The 15,144-nt window shown below is 72.4% G+C and carries 14 protein-coding genes; 11 read left to right on the plus strand and 3 right to left on the minus strand.

Going from position 1 to position 15,144, the window contains the following annotated elements:
• The gene (locus tag ASD16_RS04430) at nucleotides 1-708 is read right to left on the minus strand and encodes a maleylpyruvate isomerase family mycothiol-dependent enzyme (RefSeq protein WP_055913322.1); all 708 of its coding nucleotides are present in this window, start codon (nucleotides 706-708) and stop codon (nucleotides 1-3) included.
• 111 nt (nucleotides 709-819) lie between these two features.
• On the opposite strand from ASD16_RS04430, the gene lepA reads away from it, so the two are divergent.
• Together lepA and hemW are read left to right on the plus strand one after the other, a co-directional pair.
• Nucleotides 820-2,700 carry a translation elongation factor 4 gene (lepA, locus tag ASD16_RS04435; RefSeq protein ID WP_055913325.1) on the plus strand — a complete coding sequence of 627 codons (1,881 nt, stop codon included), beginning with the start codon at nucleotides 820-822 and terminating at the stop codon, nucleotides 2,698-2,700.
• A complete protein-coding gene (gene hemW, locus ASD16_RS04440) occupies nucleotides 2,697-3,911 on the plus strand; it encodes a radical SAM family heme chaperone HemW (protein WP_055913327.1) in 1,215 nt (404 codons plus the stop codon). Before lepA ends, hemW begins: the two co-directional genes overlap by 4 nt.
• A 35-nt stretch (nucleotides 3,912-3,946) precedes the next feature.
• Here the strand turns inward: hemW and ASD16_RS04445 are convergent, their stop codons facing one another.
• Nucleotides 3,947-4,327 (minus strand): DUF4870 domain-containing protein, encoded by a 381-nt coding sequence (locus ASD16_RS04445; protein WP_055913329.1) that lies wholly within the window; start codon nucleotides 4,325-4,327, stop codon nucleotides 3,947-3,949.
• Nucleotides 4,328-4,505: 178 nt separating this feature from the next.
• On the opposite strand from ASD16_RS04445, the gene ASD16_RS04450 reads away from it, so the two are divergent.
• Entirely contained in the window at nucleotides 4,506-5,600 is a 1,095-nt protein-coding gene (locus ASD16_RS04450; protein WP_055913331.1) for a hypothetical protein, read from the plus strand.
• A 48-nt stretch (nucleotides 5,601-5,648) separates the two neighbouring features.
• Here ASD16_RS04450 and ASD16_RS04455 read toward each other — a convergent pair whose 3' ends face one another.
• Nucleotides 5,649-6,506, minus strand: coding sequence for a DUF3097 domain-containing protein (locus ASD16_RS04455; protein WP_055913334.1), 858 nt, complete (start codon nucleotides 6,504-6,506; stop codon nucleotides 5,649-5,651).
• A 147-nt stretch (nucleotides 6,507-6,653) separates the two neighbouring features.
• On the opposite strand from ASD16_RS04455, the gene hrcA reads away from it, so the two are divergent.
• From hrcA to ASD16_RS04495, 8 genes are all read left to right on the plus strand, one after another.
• Complete coding sequence (hrcA, locus tag ASD16_RS04460; protein WP_055913338.1) at nucleotides 6,654-7,676, plus strand: heat-inducible transcriptional repressor HrcA; 1,023 nt, start codon at nucleotides 6,654-6,656, stop codon at nucleotides 7,674-7,676.
• 55 nt (nucleotides 7,677-7,731) lie between these two features.
• The gene (dnaJ, locus tag ASD16_RS04465; protein WP_055913342.1) at nucleotides 7,732-8,859 is read left to right on the plus strand and encodes a molecular chaperone DnaJ; all 1,128 of its coding nucleotides are present in this window, start codon (nucleotides 7,732-7,734) and stop codon (nucleotides 8,857-8,859) included.
• 25 nt (nucleotides 8,860-8,884) lie between these two features.
• The gene (locus ASD16_RS04470; RefSeq protein WP_055913345.1) at nucleotides 8,885-9,643 is read left to right on the plus strand and encodes a 16S rRNA (uracil(1498)-N(3))-methyltransferase; all 759 of its coding nucleotides are present in this window, start codon (nucleotides 8,885-8,887) and stop codon (nucleotides 9,641-9,643) included.
• Nucleotides 9,644-9,750: 107 nt separating this feature from the next.
• A complete protein-coding gene (locus tag ASD16_RS04475; RefSeq protein ID WP_055913347.1) occupies nucleotides 9,751-10,749 on the plus strand; it encodes a PhoH family protein in 999 nt (332 codons plus the stop codon).
• Nucleotides 10,750-10,756: 7 nt separating this feature from the next.
• Nucleotides 10,757-11,209, plus strand: a complete 453-nt coding sequence (ybeY, locus tag ASD16_RS04480; RefSeq protein WP_055913350.1) for an rRNA maturation RNase YbeY — start codon at nucleotides 10,757-10,759, stop codon at nucleotides 11,207-11,209.
• Nucleotides 11,206-12,540 (plus strand): hemolysin family protein, encoded by a 1,335-nt coding sequence (locus ASD16_RS04485; RefSeq protein ID WP_055913353.1) that lies wholly within the window; start codon nucleotides 11,206-11,208, stop codon nucleotides 12,538-12,540. Before ybeY ends, ASD16_RS04485 begins: the two co-directional genes overlap by 4 nt.
• Entirely contained in the window at nucleotides 12,537-13,451 is a 915-nt protein-coding gene (gene era / locus ASD16_RS04490; RefSeq protein ID WP_055913356.1) for a GTPase Era, read from the plus strand. The genes ASD16_RS04485 and era overlap by 4 nt, the downstream gene beginning before the upstream one ends.
• A gap of 35 nt (nucleotides 13,452-13,486) precedes the next feature.
• Entirely contained in the window at nucleotides 13,487-15,043 is a 1,557-nt protein-coding gene (locus ASD16_RS04495) for an alpha/beta hydrolase family protein (protein ID WP_369817911.1), read from the plus strand.
• The last annotated feature ends 101 nt before the right edge of the window (nucleotides 15,044-15,144 follow it).

Below are 15,144 nucleotides of genomic sequence, written 5' to 3' on the forward strand. Positions count from 1 at the left end.
TCACGGGGTCAGTCGCCGGCTGAGGGCGTCGTCGAGCGCGGCGGCGTCGCCGTCGACCGTGAGGCGCTCGTCGGCGGCTGCCGCGCGACCCCACAGCAGCAGGGCGAGCGCCTCGGCTGGGCCGGTCACGGTGGCGGACGGCGCACCCGACCCGCCGAGCAGCCAGGACCGCCCCGCGTCGTCCGCCACCAGGCCGACCGGCGCGGGCAGCGGCTCCATGCGGCCCATCCGTTCCTGCCGTGGCTGCATCACGGTGACCACCTCGTCGACGGTGTCCGCCCAGATCCGAGGCTCGATGCTCAGGTCCAGGCCGCCGGCGGTACGCAGGTCCCACAGGTGCACGAGCGTCTCGTGGGTCTGGCGGCGGTGCCAGAACGAGGCCGGTCCGTTCTCGACGAGCGTCCACGCCACGGCGTCCGGCCCGAGCTCGGTGAGCGTGTCCCGCAGCTCGGCGGCGCAGGTGGCGTAGAGGTCCTCGAGCACGAACGGACCCCGGCCCAGCGGGGTCTCCTGCTTCCGGCGCGCCTGCGCGGCCGCCCAGTGGTGGATGCGGGCGAGGTGCACGACGAGGTCCTTGACGCGCCAACGGCCGCACCAGGGCACGCGCGTGGTGGGGTCGACGAGCGGGATGGTGCCGAGGAAGTCGTCCTGGAGGGCGCCGAGGACGGTGAGGAGGTCGGCTGGCGCATCGGCACGGTCCGTCGTCATGGGACCATGGTGGGATAGACCACCGACAGCCGACAGGCGGTCACCGGTCACCGTTCGTCGGGAAGGCGCCAGCACCTGCGCCGCCCGACTCCGACGCCAGGAGCAGTCCGCTTGTCCCCGATCCCGAGTGCAGCCGCCTCGTCGCGCATCCATCCCGCGGCGACGGCGCCTGACCTGCTGCGCAACTTCTGCATCATCGCGCACATCGACCACGGCAAGTCCACGCTGGCCGACCGCATGCTGCAGCTCACCGGCGTCGTCGACTCCCGGGCGATGCGCGCGCAGTACCTGGACCGCATGGACATCGAGCGCGAGCGCGGCATCACCATCAAGTCGCAGGCCGTGCGCATGCCGTGGGGCGTGGACGACAAGGCCTTCGCGCTGAACATGATCGACACCCCCGGGCACGTCGACTTCACGTACGAGGTGTCCCGGTCGCTGGCCGCCTGCGAGGGTGCGGTGCTGCTGGTCGACGCCGCGCAGGGCATCGAGGCCCAGACGCTGGCCAACCTGTACCTGGCGCTCGAGAACGACCTGACGATCATCCCGGTGCTCAACAAGATCGACCTGCCGGCCGCCCAGCCCGAGAAGTACGCGGAGGAGCTGGCCAAGCTCATCGGCGGCGAGCCCGAGGACTGCCTGCGGGTGTCCGGCAAGACGGGTGCGGGCGTCGTCGAGCTCCTGGACCGCATCGTCGAGCTGGTGCCCCCGCCCACCGGCGACGCGGACGCCCCGGCCCGCGCGATGATCTTCGACTCGGTCTACGACACGTACCGCGGCGTCGTGACCTACGTGCGGGTCATCGACGGCAACCTCAACCCGCGCGAGAAGATCGTCATGATGTCGACGCGCGCGACGCACGAGCTGCTCGAGATCGGCGTCATCTCCCCGGAGCCCGTGCCGACCAAGGGTCTCGGCGTCGGCGAGGTGGGCTACCTGATCACCGGCGTGAAGGACGTCCGCCAGTCGAAGGTCGGCGACACCGTCACCAACGCGAGCAAGCCTGCTGCGTCGGCCCTGGGTGGGTACTCCGACCCCAAGCCGATGGTGTTCTCGGGTCTGTACCCGATCGACGGCACCGACTACCCGATCCTGCGCGACGCCCTCGACAAGCTGAAGCTCAACGACGCGGCCCTGAACTACGAGCCGGAGACGTCGGTGGCGCTCGGTTTCGGGTTCCGCGTCGGCTTCCTCGGTCTCCTGCACCTGGAGATCGTGCGCGAGCGGCTCGAGCGCGAGTTCGACCTGGACCTCATCTCGACCGCGCCGAACGTCGTCTACGAGGTCACCCTCGAGGACAGGACCGTGGTCACGGTGACCAACCCGAGCGAGTTCCCCGCGGGCAAGATCGGTGACGTCAACGAGCCGATGGTCAAGGCGACGATCCTGTCCCCGTCCGAGTTCATCGGCGCGATCATGGAGCTCTGCCAGACCAAGCGCGGCGAGCTGCAGGGCATGGACTACCTGTCCGAGGAGCGCGTCGAGCTGCGCTACGTGCTGCCCATGGCGGAGATCGTGTTCGACTTCTTCGACCAGCTGAAGTCCAAGACGCGCGGGTACGCGAGCCTCGACTACGAGCGCATCGGCGACCAGGTGGCGGACCTGGTGAAGGTCGACATCCTCCTGCAGGGCGAGACGGTCGACGCGTTCAGCGCCATCGTGCACAAGGACAAGGCCTACGCGTACGGCGTCATGATGACCGCCAAGCTCAAGGACCTGATCCCGCGCCAGCAGTTCGAGGTGCCGATCCAGGCGGCCATCGGTGCGCGGATCATCGCGCGCGAGACCATCCGGGCCATCCGCAAGGACGTCCTGGCCAAGTGCTACGGCGGCGACATCACCCGCAAGCGCAAGCTCCTGGAGAAGCAGAAGGAGGGCAAGAAGCGCATGAAGACGATCGGCCGGGTCGACGTGCCGCAGGAGGCCTTCATCGCCGCTCTCTCCAGCGAGCCCGCGGGGTCGGCCGGCGGCAAGGACGCGAAGAAGAAGTGAGCCCGGCGCTCCCCGAGGGAGACGTCGCGCCCGACGACGGGGCACTGCCGGCGTCGGCGTTCGAGGGTGCCGACGAGCGCGCGTTCGCCGTCTACCTGCACGTGCCGTTCTGCACCGTCCGCTGCGGGTACTGCGACTTCAACACCTACACCGCGACGGAGCTGGGCGGCGGCGCGAGCCAGCACGCGTACGCGGACACGGCCCTGAAGGAGATCGCGCTCGCGGCCGGGATCCTCCCGCGCCGGCCCGTCAGCACGGTCTTCGTCGGCGGCGGCACCCCGACCGTGCTGTCGGTCCCGGACCTCGCGCGGATGCTCGGCGGCGTCCAGGACGCCTGGGGGTTCGCCGACGACGTCGAGGTCACCACCGAGGCCAACCCCGACTCGGTCACGCCCGAGTCGCTCGCGGCCCTCGCCGACGCCGGGTTCACTCGCGTCTCGTTCGGGATGCAGTCCGCCGTCCCGCACGTCCTGGCCACGCTCGACCGCACCCACGACCCGCGCCGGATCCCGGACGTCGTGCGCTGGGCTCGCGAGGCCGGCCTGGCGGTGTCGCTCGACCTCATCTACGGCACGCCGGGGGAGTCCCTGGACGACTGGCGCACCAGCGTCGAGGCGGCGCTCGCGACCGGCGTCGACCATGTGTCCGCGTACGCGCTCGTGGTCGAGGCCGGCACGCGGATGGCCGTGCAGGTGCGCCGGGGCGAGCTGGAGCTGCCCGACGGCGACGACCAGGCCGCGAAGTACGAGCTGGCCGACGACCTCTTCGAGGCGGCCGGGCTGGGCTGGTACGAGGTGAGCAACTGGGCGCGGACGCCCGCGGACGCGTGCCGGCACAACCTCAGCTACTGGCGGGGTGACGACTGGTGGGGGATCGGTCCCGGCGCGCACAGCCACGTCGGCGGCGTGCGCTGGTGGAACGTCAAGCACCCGCGCGCGTACGCGGACCGGCTGGACCGCGGGCTGAGCCCCGCCGCCGGACGGGAGACGGTCACGGGCGACGGCGCGCTGCTCGAACGCCTCATGCTCGGCGTCCGGCTGTCTGCGGGCCTCCCGCTCGACGCCCTTCCGCAGGATGCGCGACCGTCCGTGGCGGGTCTGGTCGCCGACGGCCTCGTCGACGGGCACGAGGCGATCCAGGGCAGACGCATCGTCCTGACCCGTCGCGGCCGGCTGCTGGCGGACGCGGTGGTCCGGGCGCTCGCCGGCTGACGGGCGCTCGCGTACCGGGCCGGTCGACCGTGCGGTCAGCGCACCAGCTCGAGGCTGAACGGGTAGCGGTAGGAGCCGCCGCGCTGCACGGCGACGGCCGCCAGGATGCTCAGCACGAGGCTGATGATGCTCACCGCGAGGAAGCCCAGCCAGCCCACGAAGCCGATGACCGGGATCGATCGGACGATCGCGCACACGATGAGCGCGATCAGGACGGTGAGCTGGAAGTTCAGCGCGACGCGCGCCTCGTCGGCGGCCCCGCTCGGCTTCTCGCGGTTCACCAGCCAGATGACCAGCGCCGCCACCCAGCCGGCGTAGAAGTACGCGAGGATCCCGCCGAGGTGCGCGAGCATTCCCAGGGTCCGGGTCTGGTCCGCGCTGCTCGGCGGCGGGCTCTGCGGGTGCTCGTACGACATCGTGGCTGCTCCTCGTCCGGATGCCGTCGACCTGACGGCAGGCGCAGCCTACCGACCGGGACGGGTGCGCGCCGGAGGTCTCGACATGCCGGGAACATCCCAGTTCCTTGACACGTGACCACCGCCCCGGTTCGCTGCTCCGTGGGCGACGACCGCCCTGTGACCAGGGAGGCCACACATGAGCGAGAACCCCGGCGGAACCCCGCCGCGTGACGACGAGCCCGCGACACCGCCCGAGCCGGCTGCGCCGGTCGGACCTGGCTCGGTCGAGCCGCCCGTCGCCCCGGACCCGGTACCCGAGCCCGCGGCACCGCCCGTCCCGCCCGTGGCACCCCCGGCCCCGCCGGCACCCACGTACGGCCACCCTCCGGCCGGGCCCCCGCCCGCGCCCTCCTACGGTCAGCCGCCGGCCGGGCCGCCGCCTGCTCCGCAGTACGGTCAGCCGCCTGCTCCGCAGTACGGCCAGCCGCCGGCCGGGTCGGCCCCCTACGGCCAGCCCGCCCCGGGCGGGTACCCGCAGCCACCGGCCTACGGCCAGGCGCCTGGTGCCTACCCGCCGCCCGCCGGCGGCTACGGGCCGCCGGTCCAGGCCTCACCGGTCGGCGAGGCGTTCTCCTACGGCTGGAAGAAGTTCACGCAGTCCGGTGGGCTGTTCATCGGCGCCGCACTCGTCTGGTTCGTCATCGCGGCGGTCGTGCTCACGATCGTCGGGTCCATCTTCGGTGGCTTCGGGGCGCTCCTGAGCACCGGTAACGGCGACGGACTCGCTCCGGGGCTGCAGGTCGGGTTCTCGTTCGGGTGGTTCGTCTTCTCCGCGGTCGCGGCGATCGTCGGCTACCTGATCCAGGCGGCCTTCATCCGGGCGGCGCTGAACGTGACCGAGGGACGCCAGCTGGGCTTCGGTGACTTCTTCAAGTTCGTCGAGCCGGGTCCGGTGATCCTGACCGCTCTGATCCTCGCGCTGATCGGCGCGGTGCTGAACATCATCCCGTTCTTCGGGGGGCTCGCCGCGATCGTCGTGAACTTCCTGCTGATGTTCACCTTCTGGTTCGTCATCGACAAGCACCTCCAGCCGGTGGACGCGCTCAAGGCCAGCTACGCGCTGGTCACCCGGAACCTGTCGACGACGGTCCTGTTCTACCTGCTGAGCATCGCGATCTACATCGCCGGTGCGATCGTCTGCGGGATCGGCCTCTTCGTGGCGGTGCCCGTCGTGCTGCTGGCGACGGCGTTCCTGTTCAAGCGGCTGCTCGGCGACCCGATCGCCGCCTGACCGTTCACGTGTGCGGTGCCCGGTCGCCCGGTGGGCGGCCGGGCACCGTCATGCCGTGACGAAGTCGATGAGCTCCTCGACGCGGCCCAGCAGGCTGGGCTCGAGGTCGGCGTAGCTGCGCACCGAGCGCAGGATCCGCTGCCACGCGCGGGCGACGTCCGCCTGCTCGTCGGCGGGCCAGCCGAGATCGCGCAGGATGCCGTGCTTCCACTCGGTGCCGCGTTCGATCACGGGCCACGCGTCGAGCCCGATCCGCTCGGGCCGGACGGCCTGCCACACGTCGACGTACGGGTGACCGAGCACCAGGACGGACCCCGCCGGCGTCCCGCGGACGGCATCGGCGGCGATCCGGCTCTCCTTGGAGCCGGCGACGAGGTGGTCCACCAGCACCCCGACGCGGCGCCCGGGTCCGGGTCCGAAGTCACGGAGGGCGTCCTGCAGGTTGTCGACACCGTCCAGCAGCTCGACGACGACACCCTCGAGCCGCAGGTCGTCGCCCCAGACCTTCTCCACCAGCTCGGCGTCGTGCTTTCCCTCGACCCAGATCCGGCTGCCGCGGGCCACCCGGGCGCGGGCGTCGTGCACCGCGACGGAGCCTGACGCGGTGCGGGTCGGGCGGGCGGGCGCCGGAGCGCGCACGGGCGCGGTCAGCGCCACGGGTTCACCGTCGAGCCAGAAGCCCCGACCGAGCGGGAAGGTGCGCGTCCTGCCGCGCCGGTCCTCGAGCACCACCACGTGCTGGCCGCCGGACTTCTCGACGCGGACGACCGCGCCGACCCATCCGGTGGTGACCTCCTCGACGACGAGGCCGGTCTCGGCGGGCTGCGGGCGGCTGGTGCGGGTGGGTCGGTGGTGCGTCGAGCCGGAGCCCCCGAGCACGTCCGAGCCGTAACGGTCGTCGTTCACCCGCGCAGCCTAGGGTCTGGTGCCGGGGCAGGAGTCGAGGCGCGCAGCGGTCGCCCCGTGAGTGTCGCGCCCGCGGCGTAGCATTGGCACTCCCGTGCGGGGAGTGCTACCCCGCCGTGACGGACCGGCGACCACGGAGGAGGCGACATGAGCGAGGACCGGCGGCTGGACGTGCTGCGCGCGATCGTCGAGGACTACGTCGCCACCAAGGAGCCCGTCGGCTCGCGCGCGCTGGTCGAGCGGCACTCCCTCGGTGTCTCGCCTGCGACCATCCGCAACGACATGGCGGCGCTCGAGGAGGGCGGCTACATCGCCCAGCCGCACACCTCGGCCGGTCGCGTGCCGACGGACAAGGGCTACCGGCTGTTCGTCGACCAGCTCTCGACCGTCAAGCCGCTCTCCAGCCCCGAGCGTCGTGCCATCGGCACGTTCCTGGAGACCGCGCAGGACCTCGACGACGTCGTGGACCGCGCCGTCCGGCTCATCGCCCAGCTGACCCAGCAGGTCGCGGTCGTGCAGTACCCGTCGCTGCGGCGTTCGGCGCTGCGGCACGTGGAGCTGGTGCCGGTCGGTCTGCGGCACCTGCTCGTCGTGCTCATCACGGACACCGGGCGGGTCGAGCAGCGGACCCTCGAGCTCGGTACCGACCTGGACGAGTCCGTCGTCGGCCGCCTGCGCACCCGGCTGAACGTCAGTGCCGCCGGTCGACGCCTCTCCGAGCTGCCCGTGGCCCTGGCCGAGCTGACCGAGGGCTTCACGCCGACCGACCAGGTCCTGGTCAACGCGGTGGTCGCCGTCGTCGAGGAGACGCTGGCGCAGGAGAGCGAGGAGCGGGTGGTGCTCGCGGGCACGGCCAACCTCGCGCGCGTGGGCAGCTCGGACGTGCGGTCCATCGGCCCCGTCCTGGAGGCGCTCGAGGAACAGGTCGTGCTGCTGCGCCTGTTCTCGGAGATGGCCGAGGACCACGCGGCCGTGGCGGTCCGGATCGGCCGTGAGACGCAGCACGACGGGCTCGTCGAGACGAGCTTCGTGACCACCGGCTACGGGGACGAGGGCGGGGGGTCCGTGGCGCGGATCGGCTCGATCGGCCCGCTGCGCATGGACTACCCCGGGACGATGTCCGCGGTCCGCGCGGTGGCCCGGTACCTGACCCGGATCCTCGCCCAATGAACAGCCCTCACCTGGACACACTCTTACCGACCGCTGGAAGCGAGCAGATCCTCCCGTGACCGACTACTACGAGATCCTCGGCGTGCCGCGCGACGCGAGCCCCGAGCAGATCAAGAAGGCCTACCGCAAGCTCGCTCGCGAGCACCACCCCGACGTGGCGGGGACCGACGCCGGCTCGGAAGACACGTTCAAGGACGTCTCGCGTGCCTACGACGTGCTGGGCAACCCCGAGAAGCGCCGCGCGTACGACCTGGGCGGCGACCCGTCGTCCCCGGGCGGCGGCATGGGTGGCGGCTTCGGCTTCCAGGACATCTTCGAGACGTTCTTCGGTGCCGCGACCGGCGCCGCGGCGCAGCGTGGGCCCATCCCGCGGGCCCGTCGCGGGCAGGACGCGCTCGTCCGGCTCGACCTCGACCTGGCTGACGTGACCTTCGGCGTGCACAAGGACGTCCCCGTGGACACCGCGGTGGTCTGCCCGACGTGCAGCGGCTCGTGCTGCCGGCCCGGCACGTCGCCGCGCACCTGCGAGGTGTGCGGTGGCCGTGGTTCGGTCCAGCGGGTCGCCCGGTCGTTCCTCGGCCAGGTCATGACGACCCAGCCGTGCGCCGCCTGTCACGGGTTCGGCACGGTCATCCCCGAGCCGTGCACCGAGTGCTCCGGCGAGGGTCGTGTGCGCTCGCGCCGGACCCTGAGCGTGGACGTGCCCGCGGGAGTCGACACGGGCACCCGCATCAAGCTCACCGGCCAGGGCGAGGTCGGCCCCGCCGGCGGACCGGCCGGGGACGTCTACCTCGAGGTCCGCGAGCGCAAGCACGACACGTTCGTGCGCCGCGGTGACGACCTGCACGCGACGCTCGAGGTGCCCATGACGGCGGCGGCCCTCGGCACGGTCCTCATGCTCGACACGCTCGACGGACCGCGCGAGGTGGATCTGCGGCCCGGCACGCAGCCGTCCCAGATCGTGTCGATCAAGGGGCTCGGCGTCGGCCACCTGCACGCCGCCGGGCGCGGCGACCTGCACGTCCACGTCGAGGTGCACGTCCCCACCGCGATGGACGACGAGCAGGCCGAGCTCCTGCGCAAGCTGGCCGCCCTGCGTGGCGAGGAGCGTCCCGAGGCGCGGCTGTCCGCGTCGAGCTCGGGCGTGTTCTCCAAGCTGCGCGACAAGCTCTCGGGCCGCTGAGCGTGACGATGCCGACCTCAGGGTCATGAGCGCGCCCGTCTTCCTCGCCGAGCCCGGCACGCTCGACGGTGTCACCGACGGCGCCACGTACCTCCTGGACGGCACCGAGGGCCGGCACGCGGGCGTGGTGCAGCGTCGCGGTCCCGGTGAGCGGGTCGACGTCGTCGACGGTTCCGGGGTGCGCCTCCTCGGCGTGGTCGGTGCGGTGACCTCCGAGGGTGTGCTCGTGCACGTGCAGCAGCGCGTCGTCGAGCCGGCCCCTGCGGTCGCGCTGGTCCTCGTGCAGGCGCTCGCCAAGGGCGACCGGGACGAGATGGCGATCGAGGCGGCCACCGAGGTGGGCGTCGACGCGGTGGTGCCGTGGCAGGCGGAGCGGTCGATCGTCGTGTGGCGCGGAGACCGCGCCGCGAAGAGCCGGGCGCGCTGGCTCGGGACCGTCCGGGCGGCGGCCAAGCAGTCGCGGCGGGCCCGGGTGCCCGACGTCGAGGTCGCCCTCGACGGGCGCGGGCTGACGGAGCGGGTCCGCGCGGTCGTGGCCGCCGGTGGCGTCGCGCTGGTGCTGCACGAGGACGCCAGCGACCCCATCGCGTCAGCGGGACTGCCGGAGGCCGGCGAGTGCCTCGTCGTCGTCGGCCCCGAGGGTGGGATCGGTGACGGTGAGCTGGGCCGTCTCGTGGACGCGGGGGCCCGCGCGGTGCGCCTCGGCCCGCACGTGCTGCGGACGTCGACCGCGGGGCCGGTGGCCCTCGCGATGCTCGCCGAGCGGCTTGGTCGCTGGAGCTGACCCGCCCGTCCCCGCACGAAGAGGAATGCTGTGGGCGCCGCCTCGTAGACTGAGCCCGAGATTCCCACCCGCACCGACCTAAGGAGCGCACGGCGCACGCCGAGCACATGGCCGAGTCCACTTCCGCAGCGCGTACCTCCGCCGCACCCGCGCGCGTCGAGCACCGGATCAGCGTCCCCTCCGAGGTCTCCATGGTCGAGCTGCTCGGCCTGCGGGACGAGGTCCTGCGCACCATCGAGAACGGCTTCACCGGGGTCGACATCCACGTCCGTGGCAACGAGGTCACCCTGGCCGGCCCGGTCGGCGACGTGGCGCTGGTGTCGCGGCTGGTCGACGAGCTGGTCGAGATGGCCGCCGGCGGCACCCCGCTCACCCCCGACGTGGTGACCCGCTCGGTCGCCATGCTGACGGCGGCGTCGAGCGCGCGCCCGGCCGACGTCCTGTCCTTCAACATCCTCACGAGCCGCGGCCGGACCATCCGTGCGAAGACGTCGGGGCAGAAGGACTACGTCGACGCGATCGACCGGCACACCGTGACGTTCGGCATCGGCCCCGCCGGCACCGGCAAGACGTACCTCGCCATGGCCAAGGCCGTGCAGGCGCTGCAGGACCGCACGGTGCACCGGATCGTGCTGACGCGGCCGGCCGTCGAGGCGGGCGAGCGGCTCGGGTTCCTGCCCGGCAGCCTCTCGGACAAGATCGACCCGTACCTGCGCCCGCTGTACGACGCGCTGCACGACATGGTGGACGCCGAGTCGATCCCGCGGCTCATGGAGGCGGGGACCATCGAGGTCGCACCGCTGGCGTACATGCGCGGCCGCACCCTCAACGACGCGTTCATCATCCTCGACGAGGCGCAGAACACGTCCGTGGAGCAGATGAAGATGTTCCTGACACGGCTCGGGTTCGGCTCGAAGGTCGTCGTCACGGGCGACATCACGCAGGTGGACCTGCCGTCGTCGCAGACGTCGGGCCTGCGCGTGGTCGAGCAGATCCTGCAGGGGGTCGACGACGTCGCGTTCTGCCGGCTGACGTCGTCGGACGTCGTCCGGCACCGCCTGGTCAGCGAGATCATCGACGCGTACGCGCGCTGGGACAGGAGCTGAGGCGGCCGTGAGCGTCGAGGTCAACAACGAGTCCGGCTACGACGTCGACGAGGCGGAGTTCGCCGCGCTCGCCCGCTATGTGCTCGACGAGATGCACGTGCACCCGCAGACCGACCTGTCGATCCTGCTCGTCGGGACCGACGTGATGACGGACCTGCACGTCAAGTGGATGGACGAGCCCGGGCCCACCGACGTGCTGTCCTTCCCGATGGACGAGCTGCGCCCGGGACGCGAGGGCGACGTGACACCCGCCGGGCTGCTCGGCGACGTCGTGCTCTGCCCCGAGGTCGCCGCGCAGCAGGCCCGGACGGCCGGTCACTCGACCGCGGAGGAGCTGCTGCTCCTGACCACCCACGGGATCCTGCACCTGCTCGGCTACGACCACGCCGAGCCGGAGGAGGAGAAGGAGATGTTCGCCCTCCAGCGCCGGCTGCTGCTGACGTTCCTGGCCTCCCGATGACCGACGTCCCCGTCGCGCTGCTGGTCCTGCTCGCAGCGCTCGGCATCGTCGCAGCCGCAGCGCTGTCCGCCGGCGAGGTCGCTGTGGTCCGCATCTCGCGGGCGGCCGTCTCCGAGCTGCTCAGTGACGGGCACCCGGCCGCGCGCCGCGTCGGCGCCCTGGCCGAGCACCCCGCGAGGGTGGCGTCGGCGGCGGCGTTCGTGCGGCTTCTGGCCGAGATGACGGCGACCGTCTGCATCACGCTCGTGGTGGCCTCGGCGGACCTGCCTTGGTGGGCCGTGCTGCTCGTCGCGGTCGGCGCCTGCGGGCTCGTGGCGTTCCTGCTGGTGCGGGCGAGCCCGCGCACGCTCGGGCGCAGGCACCCCGTCGCGGTGGTGACCCGCCTGTCCCGCGTGCTCGTGGCGGTGACCGCGGTGGCCGGTCGCCTCGGCGCCGCCGGCCGGCCCGGCGCCGGGTCGGCGGCGGAGGAGGAGGACGAGCTGCGGGACATGGTGCAGCGGGTCAGCGAGTCGGACGTGATCGAGGACGAGGAGCGGGAGATGTTCCGGTCCGTCCTCGAGCTGGGCGACACGCTCACCCGCGAGGTCATGGTCCCGCGCACGGACATGGTGACCGCGCCCGAGGACACCCCCTTGCGCAAGGCGCTCGCGCTGCTGCTGCGCTCCGGGTTCTCCCGGGTCCCGCTGGTCGGCGACTCGGTGGACGACCTGCGCGGCGTGCTCTACCTCAAGGACGTCGTCGGCCGGCTGCCCATCGCACCGGCGGGCCGGTCGGACCGTCAGCAGCAGGAGGCGATGCTCGACGCACCGGCGTCGTCCCTGGCACGGCCGGCGGTGTTCGTGCCGGAGTCGAAGCCGGTCGACGAGCTGCTGCGCGAGCTGCAGAGCGGCTCGTCGCACATGGCCATGGTGGTCGACGAGTACGGCGGCATCGCCGGCCTGGTCACCATCGAGGACGCGCTCGAGGAGATCGTCGGCGAGCTGACCGACGAGCACGACCCCACCGCTCCCGTCGTCGAGGAGCTGGGCGACGGGGTCTTCCGGGTCCCCGCGCGGCTCGGTCGCGACGAGCTGGGCGAGCTGTTCGACCTCGTGGTCGACGACGAGGACGTCGACACCGCCGGTGGACTGCTCGCGAAGGCGCTCGGCAAGGTGCCCCTCCCGGGCTCCGCCGGCGACATCCACGGGCTGCACCTCGTCGCCGACCGGGTCGAGGGCCGGCGTCGCCGGCTGGCCACGGTGCTGGCGAGCGTGGCCGAGAGCACGGACCGACCGACGGACACCCCCACCCCGGGCCGCGCCCCGACCGACACCCACGGAGCCACCCGATGACCTTCCACTCCGGATTCGCCTGCTTCGTCGGGCGCCCCAACGCCGGCAAGTCGACGCTGACCAACGCGCTCGTCGGCCAGAAGGTCGCCATCACGTCCGGTCGTCCGCAGACCACCCGGCACACCGTCCGCGGGATCGTGCACCGTCCGGACGCGCAGCTGATCCTCGTCGACACCCCGGGTCTGCACCGGCCCCGGACGCTGCTCGGGGAGCGGCTGAACGCCCTCGTCAAGGACACGCTCACCGAGGTCGACGTGGTCGGGTTCTGCCTGCCCGCCGACCAGCGGGTGGGCCCGGGCGACCGGTTCATCGCCGAGCAGATGTCCGAGCTGGCGCGGGACGGTCGGGGCACGCCCGTGGTCGCCGTCGTGACGAAGGCCGACCTCGTCGGCAAGGGCAAGCTCGCGGAGCACCTCATGGCCGTGCAGGCGCTGGGGGAGTGGGCGGACATCGTGCCCGTCTCGGCGACCTCCGGGTACAACGTCGACGTGCTGGAGAACGTGCTGATCGGGCACCTGCCGGAGGGCACCCCGCTGTACGCAGAGGGTGAGCTCACGGACGAGCCGGAGGCGGTCATGGTGGCCGAGCTGGTCCGGGAGGCCGCGCTGGAGGGTGTGCGCGACGAGCTGCCGCACTCGCTGGCCGTGGTCGTCGACGAGATCGTGGCGCGCGACGAGCCGGCGGCGAACGGCGTGCCGATGCTGGACGTGCGCGTGCACCTGTTCGTCGAGCGGGACAGCCAGAAGGCCATCATCATCGGCAAGGGCGGCGCACGGCTGCGCGACGTCGGCAGCCAGGCCCGCCGCGGGATCGAGGCGCTGCTCGGGGCCCGCGTCTACCTGGACCTGCACGTCAAGGTGGCCAAGGACTGGCAGCGCGACCCCAAGCAGCTCGGGAAGCTGGGCTTCTGAGCATGCTGAGGTCGGGTGGGCGGACGGCGTCCCGCGTGGGCACGGATGTGGACCGGCACGTGGGCCGGTCCTACCGCGTCGCGGCGAGCACCGCGCTCGGGGTGCTGATCCTGGCGGTCCTCGGGGCCGTCATGGGACCGCAGTGGGACCCGGTCCCGCTGGCCGACCCGCTGCTCGTCGAGACGTCGTCGACCGCTATCGGCTCCGCTGCAGCCGTGCCCGAGTACGACGTGCGCACCTCCGTCGTGACGGTCCGGCTCGACGGGGCGACCGTCGAGGCGCAGATCAGCGAGCCCGTCGGACTCGACGACCCCAAGCCCGGAGTCGTGTTCGTGCACGGTGCCGGCACCGGCCGGTTCGACACCGCCTTCCTCGAGCAGGCGCACGCGCTGGCCGCGTCCGGGATCGTCGCGATGGTGCCGAACAAGCGGCTCGACACGTACACCACCCGCCACCGCGACTACGTGCTGATGGCCGCGGACTACGAGGCCTCGGTCGAGGTGCTGCAGGCCTACCCCGGGGTCGACCCCGACCGGGTCGGCATCTACGCCGAGAGCGAGGGCGGCTGGATCGCGCCCGTCATGGCCGCGCAGGACCCGTCGATCGCGTTCGTGGTGCTGGTGTCCTCCCCGGTGGTCCCACCCCGCGAGCAGGCCGCGTTCGCGGTCGACTCCTACCTGCGCAACACCGGGGTGCCGCACGGGGTCTTCCGGGCGATCCCGCGCGCCGTCGGCATGTCGCTGCCCGGCGGAGGGTTCGAGTACGCCGACTTCGACGTCACCCCGTTCCAGCGCGAGATGCGCCAGCCCGTCTTCGTGGTGTACGGCACGGGCGACGCGTCGATGCCCGTGATCCAGGGCGCGGTGCAGGTCATCCAGGACACGGCGGTCGCCGGGAACGGTGACGTCACGGTCCGCTACTACGAGGGCGCCAACCACGGCATCCGCGTCGACGGACAGGTGGACGCGACCTTCCTGCGCGACCTGTCCGGCTGGGTGCTGGGGCTGCCCGCCACGGCCGACGCCGCACCGCGGATCGCCGGCGCGCAGCCGGTGCAGACGTACGTCGCGGCACCCGTCCCGGAGCCCCGGTGGTTCGGCGACGGCGACGTCGTCCTGGCGCTCGCGATCACGTCCGTGGCGCTCATCGTGCTCGGACCGCTCGCCGTCCTGGTCGCGCGCAGCGTCGAAGAGGCCACCGACCGGGTGCGCCGTCGTCGTGGAGCTGCCGTGACCGTCGCGGGACCCCGGTTCGCGCGCGGCGTGCTTCCGCGGCTGATCCTGCTCGGCGCCGGCGCGATCCTCACGGTGCTCGGACTCGTCTGGTACATCGTCGCGGTCGCGCGGCTCGCCCTGGACTACCAGCGCAACGACCTCGTGGTGCAGGGCGGCTGGGTCGTCGTGCGGGTCCTGGGCATCGCGGTGGTCGTCGTCGGGATCCTGCTGCTGCGGCGCTGCCGCCGGATCAGCCTCGCGGGCGGTGTCCCGGCGCCCGGGATCGTGCGGACGTCCGTCCTGTGGGCGGGCGTCATAGGCTCCGTCGTGCTGCTCGTGATCCTGGCCTACTGGGGTGTCTTCCAGCTGGGAATCTGACCAGAGTTGACCACGCGGCGGTTCGCGTTGTGTAGGAAGCGCTCACGTACGGCACGATGTGCGCCGATGATCTGAACGGACAGCCAGGACCGTTCCCAGGA

The sequence above is a fragment of the Cellulomonas sp. Root485 genome, assembly GCF_001426705.1.
Classification (GTDB): Bacteria; Actinomycetota; Actinomycetes; order Actinomycetales; family Cellulomonadaceae; genus Cellulomonas.